We start from the raw sequence: 25840 nt of genomic DNA, 5'->3' as shown, positions 1-25840 counted from the left end.
CCATGAGCACTATTACCAGAGAACGTATCGAGCAATTGGCAAACGGAAACAATATCTGCAAGGTTACACGAGAAGAGCGAATTGAGCTGGCGCGTATCGCGCTGGCATCGCTCGAAGCGGAGCCGGTGTCAGTCAACGACGATATGGCTTATGCATTCCATCATGCGATATCAGATTCATCATTAGGCTCTGACGAAGTTGAAGAAATTAAGGCTGGGTTGCGTGCTGCATTCGCTAATGTCACCGCCCAGCCAGCGCCGGTATCTGTGCCTGATGATATAGACACTCGCATGAAAAATGCCGGTATGTTATCTGCGGCAGAAATTATTGCTGGCCAGCCGATTGATGCATTCATGAAGCATGCGGGTGTAGTGGATTTAGAAAGCCTGCTTAAGTGGTCTGAAATGCGCCGCGCTGAGTTCCTCCGTATGCAGGCAAAATATGAGTTGGGCGACAATCAAAAGGACGACATGTACGAGTGGGTTATCTCTCACGTCGCAGCTTTCAGCGAACTTCACGTTAACATCCGCGCCGCCATGCTTCAGGGTGCCGATGGTACCCTCACCAATGAAGGTACCATACCAGTCACGCAATTTAAGCCGGTAGCAGACCTGTACGGCTTAACCTCACCAACTGGTGGCGAAACATCATTCACTTTCGACGCTGTTGAAGCTCGCGATTTCATTGATGGCGGTTGGTTATGTCAGGAGTACGTGACGCTGGAACGGTATCAGGAAGCGATAACCAACCATACCGAGGATAAGCTCGCTATGGTTGACCATTCCGGTGACTCCAACAATATGGTTGAACCTGTAACGACGGCTTACAAGTTGCGCGATGCGGTGGAAACCATTCGCAGCTCCGGTATAGCAATCGATGCCGATAAAATATTTGCAGAGCGCGATGTTCTCAACTCTCCGGTGATTCCGGATGGTTGGGTGGCTTGCAGTGAGCGGATGCCTGAAGACGATGACTTCGTTTATATCTGGCCTCGTCCCGATTTTGGTGTCGAGTTGCATGTTGCTCAGTACGGAAAATTCGATAAAAGAGATGCTGGCTGGTACGCGCAGGTATACGAGCAAAATTACGGCATTGAATATTATCCGGTAAGGGTCACCCACTGGATGCCACTGCCAGCAGCACCTCAGCAGGAGGTGTGATGTGGATGAGAAAACAAAGATTTTAGAGGTAATGCAAGCTAGAGCTGCTCAGGAAGAGAAAGTCCTTGGCGGCAGATATCCAGTCAGGATGGCTACATGGAATCTTCGCCTGGCAATGGAGGCTAGATTCCCAGATGAAGAGTGGAAGTCAGCAGAGCTTCGCAAGATTTTAACCGAGATGGCTAAGGAAGGGCTCGTAACAAAAGACTTAGGCCACAGCAGGATAGGTCAGGCTGTATGGAGGCTTGAGAAGCGCGACGCCTAACCAATTCGCCGCATAACAAAACGTCAAGCAACGTTTGATTTCCAATAATCATCCATCCATAATTAAGTCATCGGAGCCTGAACAACTCCGGTGACTTCTGCGCATTTAAGGGGACTTAAATGCGACCACAATCTGAACTCCTCACCTTGTCACAGATGCAGAAATGCACCTGCGATTTTCTGCATTCTGCGGTTTCCTTTAAGGAGGCCGTATGACTCTGCCAGTAGACGGTATCAAACTCCATCGCGGCAACTTCGCGGCCATAGGCCAGCAAATTCAGCCATTGCTGGATGCAGGCCAATGCTTCCGCCTTCAGGTTAAGCCATGGCGCGAGAAGCGCAGCCTGTCTCAGAACGCACTCAGCCACATGTGGTACACGGAGATCAGTAAATACCTCATCGCCCGCGGCAAGACCTTCGCTACTCCTGAGTGGGTCAAAGACGCGATGAAGCACACCTATCTCGGCTACGAAAGCAAAGACCATGTAGACGTCGTGTCCGGCGAGGTCACCACCGTCCAATCCCTCCGCCATACGTCAGAGCTGGAAACCGGCGAGATGTACATCTTCCTGTGCAAAGTCGAAGCCTGGGCAATGAATATAGGCTGCCACCTGACCATTCCGCAGAGCTGCGAGTACCAGCAGCTGCGCGATAAGCAGGAGGCCTGATGTCTACTCCACTTTCCCGCGTCATCACAAACGAAATATTCCGCGTTCCGGCGCGCCGCCAGCGTAAGCCTGCGGTTAAGCCGTCCGATATCCCAACACTGAAGGGCTACACCGCCCGCCTGGTGGATCAGAAATGGCTGCGCCTCGCGGCAAGGAGAAATCATGCGTAAACCATCCCGCCGTAAGTGCAAAGTATGCGGTGAATACTTCGTACCGAAATTTCACGACATCCGGATCCGCTGGTGCAGCCCGGAGCACGGCGCAATCCTCGCGATGGAAGAGCGCGAAAAGGAGAAGGTGAAAGCTGCGGCTAAGCGCATCAAGGAGCAGAAGGAAGCCGAGAAGGCCGGGCGCAAACGCCGTAAGGAGCGTCTGGCAGAGCTAAGGCCTGCCGGTTACTACAAGGCGCAGGCTCAGCAGGCTTTCAACGCCTACATCCGTGCGCGAGATGCTGATTTGCCATGCATCAGCTGCGGAGAGACCAACCCGCCCGATCTGCACGGCGGCCAGTGGGACTGTGGCCACTTCAAATCTGTAGGTGCAAACCCTGAGCTGCGCTTTGAAGAGCGCAACGCCCATAAGCAGTGCAAATCCTGTAATGGCGGCGCTGGCAAATACACCGCCAAAGAGGCGACGGTCGCGCAGCAATACGAAGCTGGCCTGGTCGCTCGTTACGGCCAGGAATACGTCGACTGGCTCAATGGCCCTCATGAGATGACCAACTACCGCCGGGAAGACTTCATCCGGATCCGGGATGAGTACCGCGCCAAACTCAAAGCACTGAAACAGCAGGAGGCCGCATGAACCACGCCGACCTCCTCCAGTACCAGGCAGAAAGCGTTAAGCGCGCCAACCTGCCGCCAGTAGCAAAGCACAGCCAGGCCAAAACCAATCAGCCACAGAAGGAAGCCGCATGAACAGTCAGCAACTGGAATACGTACGTCAGCAGCTCATTGTGGCGACCGCAGACCTAAGCTGGGCGACGAAAGGGCAACTGGTAGCTTTCGCCGAGAACGCGCAATTCACCGCGACGGCGCGCAGCCGGGGACGTAAGAAAATCACTGACCCGGTCACCGGCCGGAAAGTTAACCCGGACGGCCCGGCGATGAGTGGCAGCCAGTCCCGCGCTAAGGGCTCATCTATCGCGCTGGTGGGTCCGGTCGAGTTCGTGACAGCATCTTGGCGCCGCGCTGTCATGTCTCTGGAAGAACATCAGAAAGCGTGGCTACTATGGAACTACAGCGAGAATATCCGCTTCGAGTACCAGGTTGCGATCACCCAGTGGGCGTGGGCAGAGTTCCGGGAACAGCTCGGCACGAAGAAAGTGGCCGGCAAGACGCTGGATCGCCTGAAGAAGCTAATTTGGCTGGCGGCGCAGGACGTGAAATTGGAGCTGGCAGGGCGTGAGACGTACGAATATCAGGCGCTGGCGGAGTTGGCTGGCGTGGCGAAATCCACCTGGACAGAAACGTATCTGCCTCACTGGCTGGCGATGCGTAACAGCTTTAAGCGACTCGATAGCGGTGCGCTTATCTCAGTAACGCGATCACGTTCACAACAAAAGGCGACAAATTTAGACGTAAGTCTTGCAAAACCGAACTAAAACGCATATATTTCATGTAAATCTGATATCGTCGCCATAGCTTCGTAGGTCGACAAAGAATTAAGAGCCTCGCTAAATGCGGGGCTTTTTTGTTTCTGGGCCGGAAGCTCATTTGGTATGAGCGGTCCCCTCATAAGGGAAGGGTAGACAGGTTCGAATCCTTCACGGCCCACCAAATTTGCCTGTAGCTCAGAGGAAAGAGCAACCGCCTTCTAAGCGGTTGGTCGCTGGTTCGAATCCAGCCAGGCGAGCCAAACCCAGCCAGGGTATTTACGGCCATAGAGCCGACATTGCCTTACCCTCATCTTCCTGGCTTGTCGCCAGGTTTTTTATTCCAGGCCGCAGACAATCAATTCCAGATGCCACGTAGCTATCGTGTCTGACGGCCTTTCCCCACTACACAAACAGCACCCCGTTTTTTCGGAGGTGATATGGCTAAACGTATGCAAGATAAAGAAAGCATTGCCGGAGTGTCATGGTTGATAGTCCTTGCTCTGTCATGCTGGGGCGGCCTGGTCCGATACCTTATTGACGTTAAGCAGAACAAAGCCACCTGGAGCTGGATCAACGCGCTGGCGCAAATTGCAGTGTCCGGCTTTACCGGTCTTATTGGTGGCCTGATCAGCGTTGAAAGTGGGCTGAGCCTTTACATGATTCTGGTTACGTCGGGCATTAGCGGGGCGATGGGCTCTGTGGCGCTGACGTACTTCTGGGAACGCCTGACGGGGATGAATAATGCAAACAATTAACCCTCAGCGCAAAGCGTTTCTCGACATGCTGGCATGGTCAGAAGGCACTGACAACGGACGGCAGCCGACCCAAAACCACGGTTACGACGTAATTGTTGGCGGATCGCTGTTTACTGATTACTCCGATCACCCGCGCAAACTGATTACGCTGAATCCGAGACTTAAATCTACTGCTGCGGGGCGCTATCAACTACTGGCGCGTTACTGGGATGCATATCGCAAGCAGCTTGGGCTGAATGATTTCTCTCCAGCTAACCAGGACGCTGTTGCTCTCCAGCAGATTAAAGAGCGCGGGGCGCTACCTCTGATCGACCGTGGCGACATTCGCCAGGCTATCGATCGTTGCAGCAATATCTGGGCATCACTTCCCGGCGCTGGTTACGGTCAGTTCGAACATAAAGTTGATGCTCTGATTGCAAAGTTCAAGGCTGCCGGAGGCAAAGTTAACGAGCCTGCATCATGAACACGACCATCATCTCGTTGTTGAAAAAACTTTGGCTTCCAGTTGTCATCCTGTTTGTATTTGCCGTGCTGTCGTGGAAGGTGAATCACTACCGCGACAATGCCATCACCTACAAAGGCCAGCGCGACAAGGCGACGGTCAGGGCAGACACATCGGAAGCGATCACCAACAACGTGATCACCACGATGAACCTTATCCGTGACATCTCACAGGCTACCCAGAATGCAAAGAACGAACTGGCCCATAAAGGCGAGACGCGCATTGTCTACATCAGGCAGGCACTTGAAGGCGATCCGTGTGCTAACCAGCTTGTTCCTTCTGCCGCTGCTGACAGCCTGCGGGAATACGCAGACAGTTTACGTTCCGGCCCCGGTGGTGCCGATAAGCGCTGACCTGACCGCAGACACACCGATCCCCGGAATGGTGGTTCCGTTCACATGGCAGGCAAGTCTCGAGTTAAACGCTCAGCTCTATACGGCGCTGGGGCAGTGCAATCTGGATAAGGCGGCAATCCGCAAAATCGAATCCTCCCGACAAGGAAAGAATGCTCAACCCCAATAAGGCGGTGATCATCATCTTGCTGACGGGTAAGCCGTAAGTGGCTAAGCACTTCTGAGAAGCAGGGCAACAGCTGCGACAAGGCAAAGAGGTAATCATGTCCGACATCTACCAAATCACGCTAACCACCCAAACAGGCGAAACCTTCACGGGCAAGATGTCACGACGTCAGCCTGAGTTGGTAAACGGCTTTGTGCCGCTGGCAACCGAAACAGGCCAGTGGCTTTACTTCGCACCTGCTGATGTGAAGCGTGTGGAGTTCACGCCAGTACCGGCAGAGGAAGAACCGGCAGAAACTGAGGAGTCCGCATCATGAAGAGCGCTTTTATCCCGGTAACGCTTAGCCTGGATGTTTCATCTGCTGGCGAAGAGGCTCAGGCCGTGGCCAGCGAGCTACTCCGCCGCACTAATGGGCTTAGCCCGCGCATTTCTGAAGATGAGGCGCTTCGGATTCTACTGGTCGACGTGACCCGGGATTACCTGAAGGCCAAGAGCAAGGCAGATCAAACAACGGAGTAATCCATGGCTAACGATGACGAGCGCAGGCCATACCCGCCAGTTAACTTCATCGCCTCCGACAACTGGCAGCCATACACCAGACTGATCCCAGCCAATGAAGTGCATGAGTGGGTAAATCGCCAAATCCTGAGCGATACCGGCAGCATCCATAACCATGACCACGAGCACTTGGTTGAGGCCGATCTCTGCTTCATGTGGGCGTCAGACTCATTCGCGAAGAAGGGGCGCTACGTCCTCGGCCAGGCCGAACAGGTAATGCTCCGTGCCGGTGGTTGGCAGAAAGCCAGAATGGAACAGCAGATGCATGAATGGTTCGGGCGCATCCCAAAGTTCATCATCACGCTGGCAGCCGATTACTGCTCACAATGCAGTGACCTCGAATTTTGCGCACTGGTAGAGCATGAGCTTTACCACATCGCCCAGGCCACCGATGATTTCGGCGCGCCAAAGTTCAACAAAGAGACTGGGCAGCCAGTGCTTACACTGCGCGGCCACGACGTCGAAGAATTCACTGGTGTCGTACGTAGATACGGTGCCAGCAAAGAAGTACAGGAGCTCGTTGATGCGGCTAATGCGCCAGCAGAAGTGGCTCACATCGATATAGCCAGGTCATGCGGCACATGCATGCTAAAGCTGGCCTAACAATATGACTGATTATGACAGGCAGGTAACTAATGGCGACACTGAAAGGTGAGGTCAAAGCCTTCATCGTTCAGTCCCTTGCCTGCTTCGATACTCCATCCCAGGTGGTTGAGTTGGTCAAAAAAGAATTTGGCCTGAGCATCACTCGTCAGCAGGTCGAATCACACGACCCGACGAAAGCAAACGGCAGGGGGCTGGCGCAGAAATGGGTGGACATGTTCAATGCCACCCGCGAACGCTTCCAGAATGAAATCTCAGACATACCGATCGCTAACAAGGCGTACCGACTTCGCGTTCTCGACCGCATGGCAACGCGTGCCGAGGGCATGAAGAACCTCGCGCTTACTGCCGAGATTATCGAACAGGCGGCGAAGGAATGCGGCGATGCCTACACCAATAAGCACAAGTTTGAACATTCCGGCCCGAATGGTGGCGCCATCCAGACGATCACCATGAGCAAAGAGGAATACAAATCCGCACGGCAGGAGATGATGGAGGATGACGACTGCTGAGCAAAGGGCATTTGCCCGTAAGGTTGAATGCGAAGAGGACGGGCTCTATTACGCTCGCTACTTCTTCAAGCAGCGCACCGGCGGAAAGATGATTGTCGCGCCTCACCACAAGGTGATTCAGCAAACGCTGGATCGCGTCATTGATGGTGAGATTCAGCGCCTGATCATCAACGTCCCGCCTGGGTACACGAAAACGGAACTGGCGACCATCAATATGATGGGCCGAGGGCTGGCGCTGAACTGCCGGGCCCGTTTCATGCACCTGTCCTATTCGCATAACCTGGCGCTGCTTAACTCCTCAACCGCGCGCGGCATGATTAAGTCGCAGGCCTACCAGTCGATGTGGCCGATGGCGCTGCGCGATGACGCAGACAGCAAGGCGATGTGGTGGACCGAGCACGGCGGCGGCGTTTATGCGTCGTCAGCTGCCGGGCAGGTTACCGGCTTTCGTGCCGGGCACATGGAACCAGGCTGGCAGGGGGCGCTGATTATCGATGACCCGGTTAAGCCAGATGACGCTTACTCAGAGATCGTCCGCGACGGAGTAAACAACCGCTTTAACGAGACAATCAAATCACGACTGGCGATCGAGACGACGCCGATGATTGTCATCATGCAGCGGATCCATTACCACGACCTGAGTGGCTATCTGCTGCGGGGCGGGAGTGGAGAGAAATGGCATCACCTGAATCTGCCGGTGATTATCGACAATAGTCAGCCATATGCGGCGCAGTACCCTGAAAACTCACACGCTATACCGATTGACCATGGCTTACCTGACGGCTGGCTGTGGCCTTTTAAGCACAATGAATCGCATCGTGTATCGCTGTTCTCGCACCGGCGCACCGCAGAAGCCCAGTACATGCAGAAGCCTCGCAGGTTTAATGCAGAAGGCGCTCTGTGGACGGAGGTGATGATCAGTGCGGCGCGCGAGTTGCAAATTCATCACGACAAGGTTCGCACTGTCGTAGCCATTGACCCGCAGGCAACAAACAGCGACGAAAGCGATGAAACAGGTATTGTCGCTGCCAGCTCATATGGTGCTGGTGATAAAAAGCAGTTCTCTGTGGATGGCGATTACAGCGGTAAATTTTCACCTGCTGGATGGGCCAAGAAAGCCATATCGGCTTATGAGCAACACGAAGCTGACGCGATAGTTATTGAGACGAACCAAGGTGGAGACATGGCGGAGGAGACACTCCGCAACGCCGGGTTCAAAGGTCGCATCATTCGTGTCCATGCCAGCAAAGGGAAGTATGCCCGCGCGGAGCCGATATCGGCGCTCTACGAGCAGGGCCGAGTGGCAAATCACGGAAATCTCTACGTGTTGGAGAATCAGCTGATGGAATACATCCCAGCCACTGCGAAGAAATCACCAGACCGCCTCGACGCGATGGTTTACGCACTGACAGAACTGAATGGATCGCAACCTGTAGGGATGATGATTCCAAAACGATTGAGATAATCAATTAAGTTTTGGTTTATCCCTGCCGATTATCTTCTTGAACAAAAATGAGGAGATAATATGGAACAGTTCGATACAGATGATGGCCGTCCACAAATCGTCATAACATTTGAATACATTGATCCAGAAACAGGCAAGAAGGTTTTTGTCTCAAGAGCTGTTGATAAAGCAACATATGATAGCGATTCGGGCGCTTTGTATGCGGAAGCAGAAATGATGGCTCAAGAATTTAAATATCGGATGAAAGAAGAGGGCCTGTAAACCCAATTCTCTTTCTAAGGTCGCTCAGGCGGCCTTTTTTATTGCCATAAATCCACCAACGGACAATCCATGACTGACAAATTAACTCTCGCCGTCAACCATGCGTTGAACGATGCGCGGATGGCGCGCGCCCGTATGGGACTGATGGCGCCAACGATGGGGCTGGACAATAAGCGCCATTCCGCATGGTGCGAGTATGGATTCCCTGAGCAGGTGACCTACGAAAACCTCTATGCCCTTTACCGCCGCGGCGGTATCTCTCACGGTGCAGTTGAGAAGCTGGTGGGCAAGTGCTGGCAGACTAACCCGGAAATCATCGAGGGTGACGATGCCGACGAGAGCAAGGACGAGACCATCTGGGAGAAGAACACCAAAAAGGTTTTCACAAAGCGCCTATGGCGGGCCTTTGCTGAAGCTGACCGCCGCCGCCTGGTCGGGCGCTATGCTGGCATCCTGCTGCATATCAACGATTCAAGAGTATGGGATCAGCCGGTTGTTCGCGGTAAGTCACTTAAAAAGGTAACGATCGCATGGGCCGGTTCGTTAACTGTGAGCGAGTGGGTAACTGACCAGAAATCTGCAGACTACGGGCAACCAAAGCAGTGGAAATACGTTGAGAGCCTGCCAAATGGCGGGACGAATCAGCGCTTTGTGCATCCTGATCGCGTCTTCATCTTGGGCGACTACTCGAATGATGCCATTGGCTTCCTTGAGCCTGGCTATAACGCCTGCGTCAGCCTTGAGAAGGTCGAGGGTGGTTCTGGTGAGTCATTCCTGAAGAACGCCGCGCGGCAGCTTAATGTCAATTTTGAGAAGGAAATCGACTTCAACAATCTCGCGTCACTTTATGGCGTGAGCATTGACGAGTTGCAGGATAAGTTTAACGAAGTTGCCGGGGAAATGAACCGTGGTAACGATGTTCTGATGACAACCCAAGGGGCTACAGTCGCACCACTGGTCACAGCTGTAGCGGATCCGTCAGCGACCTATAACGTCAACCTGCAAACCTTCGCTGCATCTGTTGATATCCCTGTGAAAGTTCTGGTTGGGATGCAGACGGGTGAAAGGGCAAGCACCGAGGATCAGAAATATTTCAACGCGCGCTGTCAGTCACGCCGCGGTGACCTGTCATTCGAAATTGAAGACTTCAGTGACAAGCTCATCGACCTGAACATCATTGATGCTGTCAGCGAGAAGACGGTTATCTGGGATGACCTCAACGAGCAGACAGGAACTGAGAAACTCGCCAATGCCAAAACCATGGCAGAGATTAACCAGACGTTCCAGGGCAGCGGAGAGAATCCGGCATTCAGCCGTGAAGAAATTCGCACGGCAGCCGGTTATGAAAACGTCGATGAATTCCCGTTAGGAGAAGAGGATGACGACGAAAAAGACGAAGCCACCAATTCTGCCGCGTAACTATCAGGATCCGACCGGAGCCGATGCGCTGGAACGCCGGGCAATGAAAGACTTCTCCAGGCGGATGAATAAGATTGGCAAAGCGTACAAATCAGCACTCGACAAAATACCTTCCTCCCTCGCAGTAAACGCCAGATACGAATACCAGCTAAACCCAACGCTACTCTCCATCATCCTGAACGATGCCAGTTACCTGGTGGATCAGGTGCTGCTTGAAGGTGGCGATTACGACCTGTGGTTTTACGAGTACATAGATCTGGCTTCGGAGAAAGGGACCGGGCAGTCGTTCTACAACCTCAGCCAGCAGTCGCCGGTGTACGCCGCTGGTCGTGAGTCGTTAGCGTCCATCCTCGCAAGCGACCCGTACCAGCAACGAATGGCGCTGGTGCATGCGCGTGTATTTGAGGAAATGAAGGGGCTGAGCGCTGACGTTAAGCGCGACATGGCGCGCGTGCTGACTGATGGCGTGGGGCGCGGGCTTAATCCGCTGGAGATTGCGCGCAACCTGACAGACCAGACCGGAATCGAGAAGCGCCGGGCAAACCGTATAGCACGCACTGAAGTGACTACCGCGCTGCGCCGGGCAAAGTGGGATGAAGACCAGGAGGCGAATGACCTATTCGGCCTTAAGACCCTTCTGGTTAACATCTCGGCGCTGTCATCGACCACCCGACATACCCATGCAGTGCGTCACGCCCACCTCTACACCAATGAAGAGGTCCGTGACTGGTACAGCAAGGATGGCAACTCCATCAACTGCAAATGCAGCCAGCAGTCGGTGCTGGTGGATGCGGACGGTAAGCCGGAATACCCGGACACCATTACGAAACTAAAACAGGAATATAAATCGATGCAGGCGCGCGGTTACGCCTGGGCGGAGAAATAACTATGCCTATGCAGGTCAACATCACCACGCAGGTGAACAGTCAGTCTATCCGGCGCGAAACATACAACGGGCGTGAGCATCTGGTACTGCCGAGTTACACGCTTCCGGCGAACGTCGTCATGAATGGCGGGCTGTACACGCAAGAACAAATCGACGCCCACTATAAGGGACTGGAAGGCACCCTGGCACCGCTTGGGCATCCTCAGGTTAACGGTCAGTTTGTGTCTGCTTTCTCGCCTGAGGGGATTAACGCAGGCCATATCGGCGCGTGGAACCGCAACGTTAAGAAGTCCGGTAATCGCATCTACCTAGAAAAGTGGGTAGATGTTGCCCGCGCTAGCGAGTCGGAAGGTGGCAGGGAACTGCTTGAACGTGTCGCTGCCATTGAGCGCGGTGAAGACGTGCCGCCGATTCATACCAGTGTTGCCGCATTCCTCGACCAGCTTGAACCTAACGAACAACAGAGAGCTACGGGCGCCGAGTGGGTGGCGAAGATTCACAGCATGGACCATGACGCGATCCTGCTGCACGAAGTCGGAGCGGCCACCCCTGAGCAAGGAGTAGGCCTGATGGTTAATGCCGATCTTGCTCAGCCGCTTAAGGCGAACTCCGGCGCGCTAGTGGGTGAATCCTACCGGGAGCGCGAGCAGCGTCTCGATCGGGCGGCCAAAGCTAAGTTTGCGGCGGGCGCGGATGAATACGCATGGGTTGCTGACTTCACTGACTCGCAAGCGGTAATCATCCGCAACGGCGGCACCGCTGAGGTGTTTGGCTACAAGTCTGAGGGCGGCGTTATCACCTTCGACGACACCGGCACCGCAGTAGCGCGCCAGGAGTCATGGGTGGCCGTCGTAGCCAACAAATTCAAAGCTCTATTCACACCGCAGGAACAGCCTGCACCAAACCACAAAACGGAGGGCGACATGCCTTTAACCAAAGAAGAACTGGAACAAATCGGCAGCATGATCGGCCAGGCTGTTGCGACCAATACTGAAGCGGCTATTAAGCCTCTCGCGGAAAAGGTTGATGCGCTGCAGGCCAATCAGAAGCAACTCTCGGAAACCCTGACCGCCAACTCTCGCGCTGAAGAGAAAACAAAGCGCGAAGCGGTTGCCAAGGTCCATGGCGATATCGTGGCTAACGCGCTGTCTGGCGAAGCTCTGGATGCGATGTTCAAGACGCTGGGCGAAGCTGCACCGCTGGGCACCAACAATGCGCAGCAGCAGAAAGAAACCGGTGCACCTAACCCTGCCGAATACTTCAAATAAGGAGCCAGAATAATGGCACGTTATCGTCGCGTTAATATCGACGGTCAGTCTCTGTACAAGACCGAAACCCGCGTTACTGCCGCATCCTTGCTGCCCGGTACCGCTGCAGTCATCAATGACGACAATGAGTTTGCGCAGGCAACTTCGCTGGCTGGTCGTATCTACATCATCGATGTTGCCTATCATCAGGGTCTCAAAATCACTGAAGCAGTGCCAGCCGGCGACTCCGCAGTGGGTAACTACGTAGAAGAGGGCCGCGAGCTGGCGCTGCTGTGCGTGGCGGGGACTTACGCCAAAGACGATCCAATCAAGCTGGGTAGTAATGGGCAATTTACCAAAGCTACTGCAGACACCGATTCGGTGATTGGCTATAGCCAGGACGATGCGACCATCGCAGCCAGCACTACCGATTTCATCCGCGTGCGTATGCGCGTCGGTACCGTAGCCGCTGCAGATGCTGGCGCTTAATCAGGAGAATAATAATGTATTTTACCGCTGAATCACTGGCTACTAACCGCCGACTCCAAGGGCACTGGAGTGAGCTGTGGGCCAACCGTGACATTTATAACGCCCAGCATGACATGATGGTCAACGCGTACCGCACGCGCATGACGCATGAAATGCTGGCGGCGAATGCCATCGGTGGCTTTACACGTGAATTCTGGGCCGAAATTGACCGCCAGATTATCCAGATGCGCGATCAGGAAATTGGCATGGAAATCGTCAATGACCTGATGGGTGTGCAGACCGTGCTGCCGATTGGAAAAACTGCAAAGCTGTATAACGTCTCCGGCGATATCGCGGATGATGTCTCTATCAGCATTGATGGTCAGTCGCCGTATTCCTTCGACCACACCGAATTCGGTTCAGATGGCGATCCGATCCCGGTATTCACTGCTGGTTACGGAGTCAACTGGCGCCATGCTGCCGGGCTGAGCACTGTCGGCATCGATCTGGCCCTGGAATCTCAGTCGGCCAAGATGCGTAAATTCCACAAGAAGCGCGTCGACTTTTACCTGAACGGCGATGCCAGCATCGTGGTTGATGGTCTGCCAGCGCAAGGTATGAAAAACCACCGCAACACTCAGAAAATCAACCTGGGTAGTGGCGCTGGCGGCGCCAACATCAATCTCACCACAGCTACACCGGCTGAGCTACTGGCATTCTTTGGCCCCACAGGTCCATTTGGCCTCACTGCCCGCCGTAACAAGGTTACAGCTTACGACAAGCTGTGGGTGAGCCCTGAAGTCTGGGCCAACATGGCTAAGCCGTATCTGGTGGATATCAACACCGGCACAAATGCGCTGCTTAGCGGAACCGTTCTGGATGCGATCAGCAAGTTTATTCCTGCTAAGTCTATCCAGATGACCTATGCACTGGAAGGTAACGAGTTCCTGGCGTACGAGCGCCGACAGGATGTGATTTCTCCTCTGGTAGGTATGGCTGTGGGCGTTGTACCGCTCCCGCGCCTGATGCCGCAGAGCAACTACAACTTCCAGATCATGTCCGCAGAAGGTTTGCAGATCAAGAAGGACGGCGAAGGCCTGTCCGGTGTGGTCTACGGCGCCAACCTGGCTTAAGGAGCAATCATGGCTGAAAAATACGAAGTGGTTAAGCCGTGGCACGGCGTTGCGCTTGGTGACGTTGTTGAGCTGGGCGAAGTTCATCCGTCGCTGAAACCGCATGTGCGCAAGCTGTCCGATAAAGCTGCTGCGGAACTGGTACCTGCAACCCCGGGTGCTGGCACTGACAACAAAGCGCGCAAAGAGGCAGTCATTGCCCGACTCGATGCGCTGGGCATTGAGCATAAAGGCAACCTGGGCCTGGAGAAGCTCACTGAGTTGTTGCCGGAAGGTGAACTCGAAAAGCTTTTCCCTGCTGAATAACGGCCGCCTCTAAGGCGGTTTTTTTATGCCCTCTTCGGAGGGCTTATCAGAGGCTCGCATGATTACTACAGTACAGGCCAAGGAATATCTGGAGTCAGTCGGTATCACGCTGCCTGATTTCATCCTGCTGGCTCTTTTAGAGCAGGCTGGCAGCATTCAGGAGTGTCTGGATGCGCATTACCCTCCCGCAACCGCTCTGCTAATACAGTCCTACCTGCTGGGGCTAATGGCGCTGGGGCAGGGTGACAAGTACATCAGTTCTCAGACAGGGCCCAACGGCGCATCACGCTCATTTCGGTACCTGTCTTTTGCTGACCGATGGAAAGCCTCTCTGGGGCTTCTGAGGGGACTAGATAAGTATGGATGCGCTACAAGCCTGATCCCGCCTGATCCGACTAACACCGCTTTCGCTGGCATCTGGATTGCAAGGGGTGGCTGCATGTGCAACGGGAGTCGATGATGGCGTTGATATCGGTCAAGCAGAGGCTTCCTGAGCCCTTCGTAAAGGTCTGGGTTATCACTGACTGCGGGCGGCGGGTCACGGGTTACGTTAAAAGTAACGGGGAATGGTATTTGCTGTGCCGGAAGGTCGCCGCTGTGAATCCGGAGGTTATCCGGTGGGAGGATGAAAGTGTCAGTCACGGCTAACTGGTCTTACACCAACGTCGCCACTGTCTACCCTCGCGTCTATGACGACTGGAACAACACCTGGACAAACGGCACCCCATACCTGATTGACTGCACCTGGACGGCGAACAATGAAGTTGCCGTTGATGGCAGTGGTAAAGAGTTCACCACGAACCTGATTTTCTTTACTGAGCTGAAGCGCAATGGCATCGATGCGACCATGCCGAAGCGTGACTGGTATATCGCCAGAGGTGACACAACGGCACAGGCCGATCCGCTGAAAGCTGGTGCAAACGTCATCAAGGCGGTGACGGAATGGGATATGTCACCATTCGGCGAGGAGCCAGACTACAAAATTCTGACGTGAGGGGATCATGCCCGTAAAAGGTATCAAGCGTGTTCAGATGAACACCCGCAAGGTGCTGGCAGAAATTGCCGGGCCACGCACAGAAAGAGTGCTGACTGGGGTCATGATTGTCGGATCGTCTCACGCTGCGCTACTTACTCCCATTGACACATCCACGCTTATCAACAGCCAGTACAGAAAGCTTGAGCCAATGCCCGGCGGGATGCAGGGAAAGGTCGGTTACACGGCTGCATACGCTGCCGCCGTTCACGGTATGTCCGGTAAGCTAAAAGGTCAGCCGCGTGGACACTTCGGAAGAACTCGCGCTGGAAAAGAATTCGGCGGCGGCACCGGGAAGGGGAATTACTGGGATCCCGATGCCGAGCCGGGGTTCCTGACCAAAGGCTTTGAGCGTGACGGTCTCAACGAGATTAAGGCCATCATCAAGCAAGGGTACAAAGTATGACGCGTAGCGAAGTGTATGACGCGCTGAGAGCGTGGTTGCAGTCGCATGGCTTTGATGTTGGTTATCGCGTCCAGAAGCGATTCTGGAATGAGTTGGAGAATACCGAGGGGGAAAGATACCTTGTCATCCAGCAGAACGGTGGCGGCAAGCCAGAAGAAGCGATAACCCGCGATTATTTCCGCATCCTCCTCCTGTCAGGTCAGAACGACAGCGATATTAACCATGTTGAAGACCGCGCCGACGCCATCCGCCAGGCGATGATCGACGACTACAAAACCGAATGCATCATTTCGATGCAGCCAATAGGCGGCATCACCGCCATCCAGACCGAAGAAGGGCGTTACCTCTTCGATATTTCCTTTCAAACCATCATTTCCAGATAACACGGAGATAAATCACTATGGCGTGTGAATCGGGCGCTTTTACCGGGCGCGACGTCGTCGTTTATTACGCGATTGGATGCCCTGAAGTACAACCCACCGCCAGCGCTTACCGCCGACTCGGCATGATGCGCGGCAAAACAGTAAATGCAGAGTGGGAAACCGCAGATGCGACCGGCGACATGAGCGCTGCATTTACTCAGGAGAGCCTCGTTACCTACAAGAACATTTCGTTCTCAGGTGACGGTGTGACCCGCAAAGAGGATGTTTATGCGCAGAACGCGCTTAAGCGTCACGTCTACAACCCGCCAGCAGAGACCAGCAACCAGCCGTATGTGTGGTTCAAAATCATCTCTCCGAACGATATCACCGAAGGGCCGTTCATGGTGACATCATGGGGCGATGAGGCGCCGCACGACGACGTTGCCACCTGGTCTGTCGAAGCGTCCAGTGCCGGTCAGGTTGACGTGCGTGATGTTGGCGCGGTAATCACCATTACCACTCAGCCGCAAAACCGCACACTGACCGTAGGTGACGCGCTGAACCTGTCAGTTGCCGCGACGGTTTCTGATGGTTCTACGCTGGCTTACCAGTGGCAGAAAAACGGCAGTGATATCTCAGGTGCAACATCCGCAACGTACACCAAAGCGAGTGTGATTGCTGGTGATGCTGGCTCATACACCTGCCAGGTGTCATCCACCACGGCGGGTACCGTCACATCCGGTACTGCGACGGTTGTTGTCAACGCAGCCTGACACCAGGGGCTTCGGCCCCATTTTTTTTGAGAGGTTTCATGAAAGCAATAACCGATATCGGCCAGGCCATTGTCCGCTCTGGGGGCAAAGAGATATTCCTCAACCCGTCATTCCTCGCCATGTCTCGTATTGGGTCGCCGGAACAGATTGTTGATGCTTTCGTGAAGGTTCATGCCGGGCATTACCCGAAACACCGAATCTCCGATACTCAAATCCTGAAGGCGGCCAATGCCCGATGCTTTGCTGAAATGGCAGCATCTGCGGCAAACGTAGTACGGAATTGCTCTGAGGGTGATATTGCAGAGGTGATTGGTTCGTACTCGGTGAACGCAGAAGGACGGCTGCTGTTCAAGCCTGGGGTTATCCCAATCGAGGATGTTATCCAGCTTGCCCGCCACCTGATTCTGCATGGCGTAATGGGCGATCAGCCGCCGGAGGATTTCGAAGGAAAAAAAGGCGAATACAGTGACAAATTCGATGTACGGTCATTCGTCTACACCGCTGTTGCTCACCTCGGCATGAGCGAGTCTGATGCCTGGAACATGACAATGACCAGCTTCCGCGCCGCCATGAATGCCAAGTTCCCGCAGAAAGAGAAAGCCAGAGTGCCGACTCAGGAGAAATACGACGAGGTTATGGACTGGGCCGAGCAAATGCTGGCTATCGACGCGCAACGGAACGGCCCGCATTAATCTCCTTCGAAGCAACACAACCAGCCTCGCAATAGCGGGGCTTTTTTGTATCCGCAATAAAACCAACGCGCTTCACACGCGCACGTTATAATCCTAGAGCCTACAGAAAGCGAGCCTGAGAGTTAGTTGTACTCTGGGGCGGCTATCTCTGTGTGACAGGCTCACTTTCTATAGGTAAACCTCATGCACTATCCAACCGTATCTGTAAACGGAGTTTCCGTTCGCGTTGATGACGAAGGGCGCTACAACCTCAATGATCTTCACGCTGCCGCAGTGGCAAACGGAGAGGCAACAGAACAGCAGCGCCCAAGTCAGTTTTTGCGTAGTGCTCAAGTTAAGCGCTTCATAAAAGCACTAAAAGCCAAAGTGCAAAAAAGCACTCTGGAACAAATTCAACCACTTAATGTTATTAAAGGTGGGGATGAACCAGGCGTTTGGGGTGTTGAACTGTTGGCGATCCGTTATGCCGCATGGATTAAGCCGGAATTTGAGATTGAAGTATATGAGGTGTTCCGAACGGTGGTTCGCCTCGGCATCAGTGCCATGTCCCGCCTGAACAAAATTGACCACATCATCAATACTGAAACCAAGCAGATCAGCCAATGCGCCAGCCAGATGGCCAGATGGGGTTCCGGCGGCCGCAAGCAACTACTGAACGCAGCACGGGATCGTGTTGCTGATGAAGTTCAAATGTATTTGCCTGGCATTATGTAGGCAGCGATAACCCGCTTAACTGCGGGTTTTCCCGTTGCCATGGATAGATGAACAGTTTTTGAAGTCATGCCCGCGTGATAAATTTAAGGAAATACCATTTCGTGGTGAATCAGCGTGGAAGACGAAAAACAGCACCAAATGCAACTTCAACTGACCCTTCAGCGGCGGCTGGAGAAAGTTACTCCTGAGCTATTTTCTGAATATCTCTTCGAACGCGGCGTCAAAACAGTCATATGCCCAATTTGTGGGAGTGATGATATTTCTATACCTAACGCCAGTTCAATCACTGTGGGGCCTGATGGGTGCGAAAGCAGCATTTATGCCATCCCTGTCAAACTTGATACAGAAGGACCATCATACTCTTTAGTAAAATATGAATATCGTTTGATATGTAAGAACTGTGCGTATTCTATGCACTTTGCAACGTGGCCAGTATTGAAGTGGGTTGAACAGAAGTTGTCAGAAGCAGGGGAAGACCAATGAATATTAGAATGGAAGATAACATTCACGTAGTCGATTTCCCGAAACACGGTGGCGGAGGTAGCGGAGGAGATGACATGCTAGAGAAGCGTGTAAAGAAACTAGAGGATGATCTGGCTGGCATTCGGACTGATATAGCAGTCATAAAATCAAATTATGCAAACAAAGAAGATGTCGCCTCTTTAAGAGCTGAGTTACACCAATCTATTTCCGCTCAGACAAAATGGTTAGCTGCGACCATGATTGGTATAGCCGGCCTTGCCATGGCAGTTGCCAAGCTCATTTTCTAACCCAGCGCTCGCTGAGTTTTCCCTGGCCACGATCCCTGCTAGGATTCCCTCATCTTTTACCAAAGGGGATAGGGATATGAGTTTCGCTAGTCAATCTACACAACAGATATTTCCATTTCCGGCTGATATTGCTTACGAAAAACTGATTGAAGCAATTCCAGAGGTCGGGATGTCTATAAAGCAGAAAGACGACATTTTGCGTAGAGTTTCCGTTAGTGCGGGCATCTCACTTTTTTCATGGGGTGAAAATGTATCTATCGTTGTTAATGCCGATGGAGATAAGTCGTGTACTGTTGGTATCGACTCTTCACTTAAGCTTGGAGTAAACGTAACTGGAGCACATAGGCATCAGAAGAATTTTGATAAAATCATCTACGCGCTTAGCAACAAGTTGAAAGAATGGCAAAGACAGCAACCATTGGATCTCGGCCCAGAAAAAACTGATGAAGAATACTTGGAAGAGGCAAGAAGAAAAGCCGGCCTACTCTAAGGTAAAAACTAACTAACATAACCTCGCTCCGGCGGGGTTTTTTATTGCCAGGAGAAAATGAAATGGCGGAGAACGTAGGTGATATTGAATATGTAATTAAGGCTGATACGGCTCAGCTACTACGTGCCGATAAGCAGGTCCGTGATATAACAGACGGTATGGAAGGTGGGTTTAACCGCGCAGACAAGGCAGCTTCATCGCTAACATCATCCTTCGGTAGCCTAAGCCGGGTTGCCACTTCTCTTATGGCAATTTTGTCTGTGCAGCAGGTGGCTCAATACGCTGACGCATGGACGACTCTCAACAACAAACTGGCAAACGCCCTTCGGCCTAGCGAGCAACTGGTTGACGTTACTGAGCGAGTATTCAACATCACACAGCAAACTCGCGGCAGCCTCGACGCTACAGCTTCTTTGTATGCACGACTGGAGCGAGCAACCAGGGAATATGGAACCAGTGCTGATGATCTGGCTAAGCTGACTACCATCATCAACCAAGGGTTTGTTGTCTCCGGTGCGACCGCTCAGGAAGCAGAAAACGCTATTATCCAGTTGTCTCAAGGGCTGGCTTCTGGTGCACTGCGCGGGGAAGAATTCAACTCTGTGAATGAGCAGGGGAACCGCCTGATTGTGGCGCTTGCTGACTCTATGGGGGTAGGCATTGGACAGATGCGTCAGATGGCTGCGGCCGGAAAGTTGACTACTGATGTTGTGGTGAACGGGTTACTTTCACAGGGGGTGACGATCGGCAATGAGTTCGCCAATACCACTACAACTATCAGTCAGGCATTGCAGGTTGCCGGCAACAATATCACCAAGTTCTTTGGTGAAAACTCCACGGTTAAAACCGGTACGGCAATTTTCAACGATGCTGTAATCAGCGTAAGTGAGAACATCGGTGCTCTTAGTGCCATCCTGACCGCTACCGCTGCTGTAATGGGTAGCCGCTACGTTGGCGCACTGACAATGGCGACCGCTGCTAAAGTTAAGGCTGCTGTGGCTTCAAGGAATCAGTCAGCCGCTGAATTACAGGCCGCGCAGGCGGCGGCAAACAAAGCTACAGCAGATCTCCGCGCAGCCGCCGTCGCAAAAGAACGTGCGCTGGATGAAATCCGCCTTGCGGAAATGATGAAGCAGACAGCGGTTAGTGCGACGAATGCCGCCGCTGCCGAGCAACGCTTATCTGCCGCTCGCGTAGCCGCAGCTGGCGCTGTTGATAATTACAATCGCGCTCTGGCAGCAAATAAAGCGGCACAGGCTGGGTTAGCTACTGGAGCTGGGATTCTTCGTGGGGCATTATCACTTATTGGCGGGCCAGCAGGTTTTGCCATGCTCGCAGCCAGCGCCGTCGTATACTGGTCGCAGGTAACTAAAGAGGCCAGAGACGATGCCAACAATCTGGCTGATAGCGTCAATGAGCTAAGCGCTAAGTTCCAAATCATGTCGCATACCGAGTTGGCGGCGACAATCGGCAAACTAGGCGAAAAACTCCCTGAATTAAGTGACGCCGTTGCTGATGCACAAAAAGAATTTAACGACGCTGAATATGCGGTAAAAAACTATAACCGCGAAATAGGACGATATGGCAACACCACAAGAGGGAGAGAGGCAGCAGAAGCATTGTCTGGCGCTCAAAATAGACTTGCAATAGCTACTTTCGAACTTGAAAAAGCGCAAAACAGATTAAGCCAGACACAGAGCGCCATTAATATTGGACAGGCAACGCTCAATGGTACGATGCGACAAGGCCTTCCGCTTCTACAGAGAGAGGGGGAGGAGGCGAGCATCACCGCTGGCATGATGAGCAAGCTTGGCGACATGATTAACTTCGCCGCAAAAGCGAAGGAGAAATACAACTCTTCCAGTCTGATGGTTATGCGCAGCGAGGATGGAGATAAACTCCTGTCCAGCCTTGAAAAGCAAAACAGTCTGCTGTCTATAACCGACAAAAAAGAAAGAGCTGTAGCCGAGGCCAGACAATCGGCCCTGGATGCCGGAGTGGATGCGCATTCTAATCAGATGCGTCAGATCGAAGAAGCAGCAGCGAAACGATACGATCTTCAAAAGGCTGATTCCGCAGCAACAAAGTCCACAAAAGAAGGTTCTAAGGCTGTTGATGAGGCAGCGCAATCCCTTACCCGCCAACAAGCCGCACTCGATCGGCTGAACACTGGGTACGCCGATGGCTCTCTCGAATTAGCGAAATACGACGCTGTAGTTGCTCTTGGAAACAAAGCATCAGGAGAGCAGATTGCCAAAGCTGAACAGCAAGCGGAATCCATATGGAAAATACAACAGGCAACCAAAGCGGCGGCAGAAGAGGAAAGGAAGCGCACACAGGCGGGTCAAAACTTTACCGGGCTACAGGGGCAGGTATCACCAGTTGCCGCAGTAGATAACACCTACGCACAGCAAATGGCGCAGCTTGACGAGTATGTGCAGCTTTACCCACAAAAAATTGCAGAAGCAGAAGCCGTCCGCGCAGGAATTGAAGATCAGTATCATCAGAAACGCATGGCCGCAATGTGGGAGGAATGGCAGCAGCAAAGCGAGATTAATAGCATGCTTGGCGCGGCTGTAGATTCCCTTCAAGGTGGCGCTACTAATGCGATAACTGGTCTTATCAATGGCACCCAAAGCCTGCAAGAATCTTTCGCCAACATCGGCACAACAATCCTCAACAGTGTTGTCGGTAGTCTGGTGCAGATGGGGATCGAGTGGGTCAAGAGTCAGTTAATGGGGCAAGCTGCAGCCGCGGCATCGCTGGCATCGACAATGGCTCAAGCGACTGCCGCTGCTTCAGCATGGGCCCCTGCTGCAATAAGTGCTTCTATAGCAACAATGGGGAGTGCTGCTGCTGTTGGTCAGACGGCCTATGCTGGCTCACTCCTGGCGGCCAAAGGAATGGCGGTTGCTGGTGCTCGCTACAACGGTGGGCCAGTCGATGCCGGTTCTATGTATCGCGTTGGTGAGAAGGGTAAGCCAGAGATATTTCAGACCAGCAACGGTAGCCAGTACATGATACCGGGTGACAATGGTCGGGTGATTAGCAATCGGGATATGCAGGGAAGTGGCAGTGGCGGCGGCAGTGTGGTTCAGCACATCACTTTTGAAATCAACACCACCGGCGGCATAGACGATGCGACCATGGCTAAGATGGCGCAGATGATGAAGCAGGTTAGCCTCAGCACCATTCGTGATCAGCAGCGCCCTAACGGGTTACTACGGAGGTCATAGTGCCAGAAACATTCACATGGACACCGCAGCGAGCTTACCAGGTTGAACGTACCCCAAACGTAGCCGTTGTTAAGCTCGGTGACGGCTACGAGCAGCGACAGGTGAAGGGTATCAATCCACTGATGGATAAATACTCGCTCACCTTTCGCGGCGTCAGCGGAGCGTGCCGCAGTAACCCTGCGAAGGATGCTGAGGCATTCCTCAAGGCCAGGGGGGCGGTTGAATCGTTCTACTGGACGTCATCCGATACGGGAGTGAGGAAGCTGTTTGTCTGCCGATCCTGGAATATGACAAAGACCGGGCCGCTGTTTGAACTGACGGCCACTTTTGAACAAGTACCACGATAAGCCGAAAGGCGGGAGACAGTTATGACTTTAGCTGAACGTGTAAAGAGAATTGAGAGCGAATTAAAAGATATTAAATCGCAACTCAATTCTGGTACCGATTCTAGGAAAACAGCAAAAGCAATGCCCTTATCCAGTCTTGCAAAAGAGGGAGGTATCCCTGGGGGGTTAGTTAAAAAATGTTAACTCAAATACTTGATTGGAAAAATCCATCGTAAGGGCGCCCATTTTAATTAGTTGCATTCCGAAAACGACTTGGAATTTTCTCCCGTTACTTACCAATGGCACTGAAGTCAATTCTGTTGAAAAAACTCTTTCGTCCTCAGTGAACGATATTACCGCATGCCGAACTGTAGTTTCTATTGTTGAGGTGGCTCCGCTCACAGTTGTTTTTTCCGCGATTGGGAGTTTTAAATCGTCAGCAAAGTCTGAATCCACATAGCAAATATCTGCTCCGGTATCTATAAGTGCGTAGGCACCAGCCTTCAATCCATTTGGTTTATAAACGTTTATATCTTTTGAGCTACTTGGCCATACTGTCAATGGAACTACGGGAATTGCATGCTCCGTGGGGGTATCTGATACCGATCCATCAATAGGGGAAATAAACTTGATTTTTACTTTGGTGATCATCCTTTTTCCTTCGAAGAGTTATTCAGCCATTCCTCCTCTTTGCGTGAATCAGTGTCCCACCACTGACGGGCTGAGCTTACACGTTAACCAGGGTTATCAGTAAGCAACATCCTGATATTCAAACAGTAGCCACCACTTGGTGGCTTTTTTTATGGGAGTTTGCCGTGCGCGACATACCAGCCAGTATGATTATTGATAGCGTCGACGCCGGAGTAGGCGCGTTTATCGACCTGTTCGAAGCCGACCTGCAACCCTTTGGCGGAGACCTTATCCGGTTCCATTCCGGCACCAATGGATATTACGGAAATGTGATCTGGAAGGGGAATCAGTATCAGGCATACCCGATAGCAGTCGAAGGGTTCGAGTCAAAGAACGAAGGCACATATGCCCGGCCAACAATGGTGGTGGCGAACGTCACGGGTTTACTGACGGGCATAAACCATGACTTCGACGACATGCTTGGGGTGGTGATCACCCGCCGTCAGGTTCCGGTGAAATACCTGGACGCGGTGAACTTCCCCAATGGCAACCCTGACGCAGATCCGACGCAGGAAGCGGTTTCCCGCTACGTTGTTGAGGAGATGACGGAAGAGACGTTCGAGCAGGTCACTTACACGCTGGCGACGCCGATTGACTGCGATAACGCCATCATCCCGGCGCGAACTATCCTTGCAGACGTATGTCAGTGGCAGTATCGGGGTGTTGGGTGCGGCTATGACGGCCCCCCTGTTGCAGACGAGCGCGACAACCCAACCACTGACCCGGCGAAGGACAAATGCTCTCACCGCCGTAGCGGCTGCCGCTTCCGTTATCCACGACCGGAACCAATGCCAATCAGCAGCTTCCCCGGCTCTCAGAAGGTTTCATGATGCAGGAATTACTCGATTATGCGGCATCGTCGCAGGATGAGGTGTGCGGCTTAATCCTGGATGGCGGGCAGTTGTTCCGCTGTCGGAATGTTCACCCGGAGCCTGGAAAGCACTTCCGAATCAGTGATGATGAGTGGCTGGCGGCCGAGGAGGCTGGAGAGGTGACTGCGGTATTCCACTCTCACCCAATGAACAGCCCGGTTCTGTCCGGCGCCGACCGTAAATGCCAGGTTGCATCGGGCCTTCCATGGGTGCTGGCCTGTAACGGGAAAATCAGAACGTTCAGGCCTGTGGATTACTTTTTGGGGAGGCGGTTCGAGCACGGAGTGACTGATTGTTACACGCTATTCCGTGATGCGTATCACCTGTGTGGCATTGACCTCCCTGACTTCGAAAGGACGAATGGCTGGTGGCTGAGAGGGGAGAACCTTTATCTGAACAACATGTCGCGCAATGGCTTCAATCAGGTATCGCCGGGAGAAGCGCTGCCAGGTGACGTAATAATCAGGCAACCATTCCCCGGAGCTGACCCTTGCCACGCAATGATTCTGCTCGATGACAATATGGTTCTTCACCACGATTGCTCAGGGCATTTAAGCCGGAGAGAACCAATGCGCCCGGCATACGTTAAGCAGATGCATTCCATATGGAGACATGAACAGTGCTCATCTTTAAATTTGCAGGGCATTTACGCCGACATTTCCGCAAAGTCGAGCTGAGCGTTGATACCCCTGCCCAGGGCATTCGTCTTTTGCTTGCTCAGAATCATGAGTTCAAAAAAGCATTCCTGAACGCCAGAGTAAGAATGCGAGTGGCGGGTGAGGATGTTGAAACGTCTTCGGTGCAGTGGCACATGGATCGGCGCCTGAAGGATGGCTCTGTAGTGCTGTTTGTCCCGGTGATTGAGGGGGCGGGACTTGAGACCAGTACGATAGTTCTCATTGCCTCACTGGTGCTGTCTGCCGCCTCGGTTGCTTACTCCATCTACATGTCCCGGAACATGAAAAGCAAAACTTCAGCGGAAGCGGCCGAAACAAACACCCTCACGAATAACTCGTTTACCAGTGCAGAAAACAGGGTCGGACAGGGGCATCCTGTCCCCATACTCCTCGGCGAGATGGAGGTCGGCAGCAACGTAATAAGTCTCGGGATCGACACATCTAATAATTCCGACTGGGAAGAATCAATCAGCTAA

Annotated in this window: 39 protein-coding genes and 2 tRNA genes; 40 read left to right on the top strand and 1 reads right to left on the bottom strand. The window is 53.0% G+C overall.

The annotated features are described in order from the left end of the window. Window positions 1–2 precede the first annotated feature (2 nt). From HWQ15_RS23415 to HWQ15_RS22660, 37 genes are all read left to right on the top strand, one after another. Window positions 3–1160 (top strand): DUF551 domain-containing protein, encoded by a 1158-nt coding sequence (locus HWQ15_RS23415; RefSeq protein ID WP_255319048.1) that lies wholly within the window; start codon window positions 3–5, stop codon window positions 1158–1160. Window positions 1161–1191: 31 nt separating this feature from the next. Further along, on the top strand, window positions 1192–1425 hold the full coding sequence (locus tag HWQ15_RS22825) for a hypothetical protein (RefSeq protein ID WP_059596222.1): 234 nt from the start codon (window positions 1192–1194) through the stop codon (window positions 1423–1425). Window positions 1426–1636: 211 nt separating this feature from the next. After that, window positions 1637–2092: a YbcN family protein gene (locus HWQ15_RS22820; protein WP_063849959.1), complete on the top strand. Its 456-nt coding sequence runs from the start codon at window positions 1637–1639 to the stop codon at window positions 2090–2092. Continuing rightward, window positions 2092–2262 (top strand): NinE family protein, encoded by a 171-nt coding sequence (locus tag HWQ15_RS22815; RefSeq protein WP_032652810.1) that lies wholly within the window; start codon window positions 2092–2094, stop codon window positions 2260–2262. Before HWQ15_RS22820 ends, HWQ15_RS22815 begins: the two co-directional genes overlap by 1 nt. Beyond that, window positions 2255–2896 carry a recombination protein NinG gene (locus HWQ15_RS22810; protein WP_063849957.1) on the top strand — a complete coding sequence of 214 codons (642 nt, stop codon included), beginning with the start codon at window positions 2255–2257 and terminating at the stop codon, window positions 2894–2896. The genes HWQ15_RS22815 and HWQ15_RS22810 overlap by 8 nt, the downstream gene beginning before the upstream one ends. Window positions 2897–3005: 109 nt before the next feature. Further along, window positions 3006–3695, top strand: a complete 690-nt coding sequence (locus tag HWQ15_RS22805; protein WP_176587404.1) for a bacteriophage antitermination protein Q — start codon at window positions 3006–3008, stop codon at window positions 3693–3695. Window positions 3696–3792: 97 nt separating this feature from the next. Next, window positions 3793–3870: transfer RNA gene (locus tag HWQ15_RS22800), tRNA-Met, on the top strand. A gap of 3 nt (window positions 3871–3873) precedes the next feature. Continuing rightward, window positions 3874–3949: transfer RNA gene (locus HWQ15_RS22795), tRNA-Arg, on the top strand. A 189-nt stretch (window positions 3950–4138) separates the two neighbouring features. Beyond that, window positions 4139–4444 (top strand): phage holin family protein, encoded by a 306-nt coding sequence (locus HWQ15_RS22790; RefSeq protein WP_154815988.1) that lies wholly within the window; start codon window positions 4139–4141, stop codon window positions 4442–4444. Continuing rightward, entirely contained in the window at window positions 4431–4907 is a 477-nt protein-coding gene (locus HWQ15_RS22785; RefSeq protein ID WP_045348743.1) for a glycoside hydrolase family protein, read from the top strand. The genes HWQ15_RS22790 and HWQ15_RS22785 overlap by 14 nt, the downstream gene beginning before the upstream one ends. Beyond that, window positions 4904–5299 carry a DUF2570 domain-containing protein gene (locus HWQ15_RS22780; RefSeq protein ID WP_063135921.1) on the top strand — a complete coding sequence of 132 codons (396 nt, stop codon included), beginning with the start codon at window positions 4904–4906 and terminating at the stop codon, window positions 5297–5299. Before HWQ15_RS22785 ends, HWQ15_RS22780 begins: the two co-directional genes overlap by 4 nt. Before the next feature lie 263 nt (window positions 5300–5562). After that, the gene (locus HWQ15_RS22775) at window positions 5563–5781 is read left to right on the top strand and encodes a hypothetical protein (RefSeq protein ID WP_032935985.1); all 219 of its coding nucleotides are present in this window, start codon (window positions 5563–5565) and stop codon (window positions 5779–5781) included. Then, a complete protein-coding gene (locus HWQ15_RS22770) occupies window positions 5778–5984 on the top strand; it encodes a hypothetical protein (protein ID WP_032935983.1) in 207 nt (68 codons plus the stop codon). Before HWQ15_RS22775 ends, HWQ15_RS22770 begins: the two co-directional genes overlap by 4 nt. A 3-nt stretch (window positions 5985–5987) precedes the next feature. Next, window positions 5988–6626, top strand: coding sequence for a putative metallopeptidase (locus HWQ15_RS22765; protein WP_058663661.1), 639 nt, complete (start codon window positions 5988–5990; stop codon window positions 6624–6626). 32 nt (window positions 6627–6658) lie between these two features. Further along, on the top strand, window positions 6659–7138 hold the full coding sequence (locus HWQ15_RS22760; RefSeq protein ID WP_022651005.1) for a DUF2280 domain-containing protein: 480 nt from the start codon (window positions 6659–6661) through the stop codon (window positions 7136–7138). Next, window positions 7125–8603: a DNA-packaging protein gene (locus HWQ15_RS22755; protein ID WP_063216482.1), complete on the top strand. Its 1479-nt coding sequence runs from the start codon at window positions 7125–7127 to the stop codon at window positions 8601–8603. The genes HWQ15_RS22760 and HWQ15_RS22755 overlap by 14 nt, the downstream gene beginning before the upstream one ends. Before the next feature lie 60 nt (window positions 8604–8663). Then, window positions 8664–8864, top strand: a complete 201-nt coding sequence (locus HWQ15_RS22750) for a hypothetical protein (RefSeq protein WP_063216484.1) — start codon at window positions 8664–8666, stop codon at window positions 8862–8864. A 69-nt stretch (window positions 8865–8933) separates the two neighbouring features. After that, window positions 8934–10283: an anti-CBASS protein Acb1 family protein gene (locus HWQ15_RS22745; protein ID WP_063216486.1), complete on the top strand. Its 1350-nt coding sequence runs from the start codon at window positions 8934–8936 to the stop codon at window positions 10281–10283. Continuing rightward, complete coding sequence (locus HWQ15_RS22740) at window positions 10243–11169, top strand: phage minor head protein (RefSeq protein ID WP_063216488.1); 927 nt, start codon at window positions 10243–10245, stop codon at window positions 11167–11169. The genes HWQ15_RS22745 and HWQ15_RS22740 overlap by 41 nt, the downstream gene beginning before the upstream one ends. Before the next feature lie 2 nt (window positions 11170–11171). After that, entirely contained in the window at window positions 11172–12437 is a 1266-nt protein-coding gene (locus HWQ15_RS22735) for a hypothetical protein (RefSeq protein ID WP_063216490.1), read from the top strand. Window positions 12438–12449: 12 nt separating this feature from the next. After that, window positions 12450–12905, top strand: a complete 456-nt coding sequence (locus HWQ15_RS22730; protein ID WP_063216492.1) for a hypothetical protein — start codon at window positions 12450–12452, stop codon at window positions 12903–12905. A 14-nt stretch (window positions 12906–12919) separates the two neighbouring features. After that, window positions 12920–14017, top strand: a complete 1098-nt coding sequence (locus HWQ15_RS22725) for a major capsid protein (protein WP_058663656.1) — start codon at window positions 12920–12922, stop codon at window positions 14015–14017. Window positions 14018–14026: 9 nt separating this feature from the next. Further along, window positions 14027–14323: a hypothetical protein gene (locus tag HWQ15_RS22720; protein WP_063945709.1), complete on the top strand. Its 297-nt coding sequence runs from the start codon at window positions 14027–14029 to the stop codon at window positions 14321–14323. Between the two features lie 58 nt (window positions 14324–14381). Continuing rightward, window positions 14382–14783 (top strand): hypothetical protein, encoded by a 402-nt coding sequence (locus tag HWQ15_RS23400; RefSeq protein WP_045339783.1) that lies wholly within the window; start codon window positions 14382–14384, stop codon window positions 14781–14783. Beyond that, window positions 14783–14971: a hypothetical protein gene (locus HWQ15_RS23395; protein ID WP_058663674.1), complete on the top strand. Its 189-nt coding sequence runs from the start codon at window positions 14783–14785 to the stop codon at window positions 14969–14971. The genes HWQ15_RS23400 and HWQ15_RS23395 overlap by 1 nt, the downstream gene beginning before the upstream one ends. Then, the gene (locus HWQ15_RS22715) at window positions 14955–15317 is read left to right on the top strand and encodes a hypothetical protein (protein WP_115168533.1); all 363 of its coding nucleotides are present in this window, start codon (window positions 14955–14957) and stop codon (window positions 15315–15317) included. Before HWQ15_RS23395 ends, HWQ15_RS22715 begins: the two co-directional genes overlap by 17 nt. 7 nt (window positions 15318–15324) lie before the next feature. Beyond that, the gene (locus HWQ15_RS22710) at window positions 15325–15762 is read left to right on the top strand and encodes a hypothetical protein (protein ID WP_042889545.1); all 438 of its coding nucleotides are present in this window, start codon (window positions 15325–15327) and stop codon (window positions 15760–15762) included. Further along, entirely contained in the window at window positions 15759–16145 is a 387-nt protein-coding gene (locus HWQ15_RS22705) for a hypothetical protein (RefSeq protein WP_042889546.1), read from the top strand. Before HWQ15_RS22710 ends, HWQ15_RS22705 begins: the two co-directional genes overlap by 4 nt. A 17-nt stretch (window positions 16146–16162) precedes the next feature. After that, complete coding sequence (locus HWQ15_RS22700) at window positions 16163–16897, top strand: phage tail tube protein (protein ID WP_022651017.1); 735 nt, start codon at window positions 16163–16165, stop codon at window positions 16895–16897. 38 nt (window positions 16898–16935) lie between these two features. Next, complete coding sequence (locus HWQ15_RS22695) at window positions 16936–17589, top strand: DUF6246 family protein (RefSeq protein ID WP_049126362.1); 654 nt, start codon at window positions 16936–16938, stop codon at window positions 17587–17589. A gap of 183 nt (window positions 17590–17772) precedes the next feature. After that, the gene (locus tag HWQ15_RS22690) at window positions 17773–18303 is read left to right on the top strand and encodes a KilA-N domain-containing protein (RefSeq protein WP_047052483.1); all 531 of its coding nucleotides are present in this window, start codon (window positions 17773–17775) and stop codon (window positions 18301–18303) included. 114 nt (window positions 18304–18417) lie between these two features. Next, window positions 18418–18786, top strand: a complete 369-nt coding sequence (locus HWQ15_RS22685; protein WP_032676269.1) for a hypothetical protein — start codon at window positions 18418–18420, stop codon at window positions 18784–18786. An 8-nt stretch (window positions 18787–18794) separates the two neighbouring features. After that, window positions 18795–19073, top strand: a complete 279-nt coding sequence (locus HWQ15_RS22680) for a hemolysin XhlA (RefSeq protein ID WP_237764776.1) — start codon at window positions 18795–18797, stop codon at window positions 19071–19073. 76 nt (window positions 19074–19149) lie between these two features. Beyond that, window positions 19150–19563: a hypothetical protein gene (locus HWQ15_RS22675; protein ID WP_049126368.1), complete on the top strand. Its 414-nt coding sequence runs from the start codon at window positions 19150–19152 to the stop codon at window positions 19561–19563. A gap of 62 nt (window positions 19564–19625) precedes the next feature. Then, window positions 19626–22799: a tape measure protein gene (locus HWQ15_RS22670; protein ID WP_176587417.1), complete on the top strand. Its 3174-nt coding sequence runs from the start codon at window positions 19626–19628 to the stop codon at window positions 22797–22799. Further along, the gene (locus tag HWQ15_RS22665) at window positions 22799–23146 is read left to right on the top strand and encodes a phage tail protein (protein ID WP_022651022.1); all 348 of its coding nucleotides are present in this window, start codon (window positions 22799–22801) and stop codon (window positions 23144–23146) included. Before HWQ15_RS22670 ends, HWQ15_RS22665 begins: the two co-directional genes overlap by 1 nt. A gap of 21 nt (window positions 23147–23167) precedes the next feature. Then, complete coding sequence (locus HWQ15_RS22660; protein ID WP_023303625.1) at window positions 23168–23329, top strand: hypothetical protein; 162 nt, start codon at window positions 23168–23170, stop codon at window positions 23327–23329. Here HWQ15_RS22660 and HWQ15_RS22655 read toward each other — a convergent pair. Further along, window positions 23312–23776 (bottom strand): retropepsin-like aspartic protease, encoded by a 465-nt coding sequence (locus tag HWQ15_RS22655; protein WP_032665925.1) that lies wholly within the window; start codon window positions 23774–23776, stop codon window positions 23312–23314. The genes HWQ15_RS22660 and HWQ15_RS22655 overlap by 18 nt on opposite strands. Before the next feature lie 164 nt (window positions 23777–23940). Here HWQ15_RS22655 and HWQ15_RS22650 point away from each other — a divergent pair, with 164 nt between their 5' ends. From HWQ15_RS22650 to HWQ15_RS22640, 3 genes are read left to right on the top strand one after another with little or no spacing between them, the layout of a single operon-like run. Next, a complete protein-coding gene (locus tag HWQ15_RS22650; protein WP_023296451.1) occupies window positions 23941–24645 on the top strand; it encodes a phage minor tail protein L in 705 nt (234 codons plus the stop codon). Then, complete coding sequence (locus HWQ15_RS22645; protein WP_059291162.1) at window positions 24645–25364, top strand: C40 family peptidase; 720 nt, start codon at window positions 24645–24647, stop codon at window positions 25362–25364. The genes HWQ15_RS22650 and HWQ15_RS22645 overlap by 1 nt, the downstream gene beginning before the upstream one ends. After that, window positions 25307–25840: a tail assembly protein gene (locus tag HWQ15_RS22640; RefSeq protein WP_023296453.1), complete on the top strand. Its 534-nt coding sequence runs from the start codon at window positions 25307–25309 to the stop codon at window positions 25838–25840. Before HWQ15_RS22645 ends, HWQ15_RS22640 begins: the two co-directional genes overlap by 58 nt.

This window comes from Enterobacter sp. DSM 30060 (assembly GCF_013375955.1).
GTDB classification, from domain to species: Bacteria; Pseudomonadota; Gammaproteobacteria; order Enterobacterales; family Enterobacteriaceae; genus Enterobacter; species Enterobacter intestinihominis.
The sequence above is the reverse complement of the archived record's forward strand: the minus strand, read 5'-3'. Positions and strand labels throughout refer to the sequence as shown.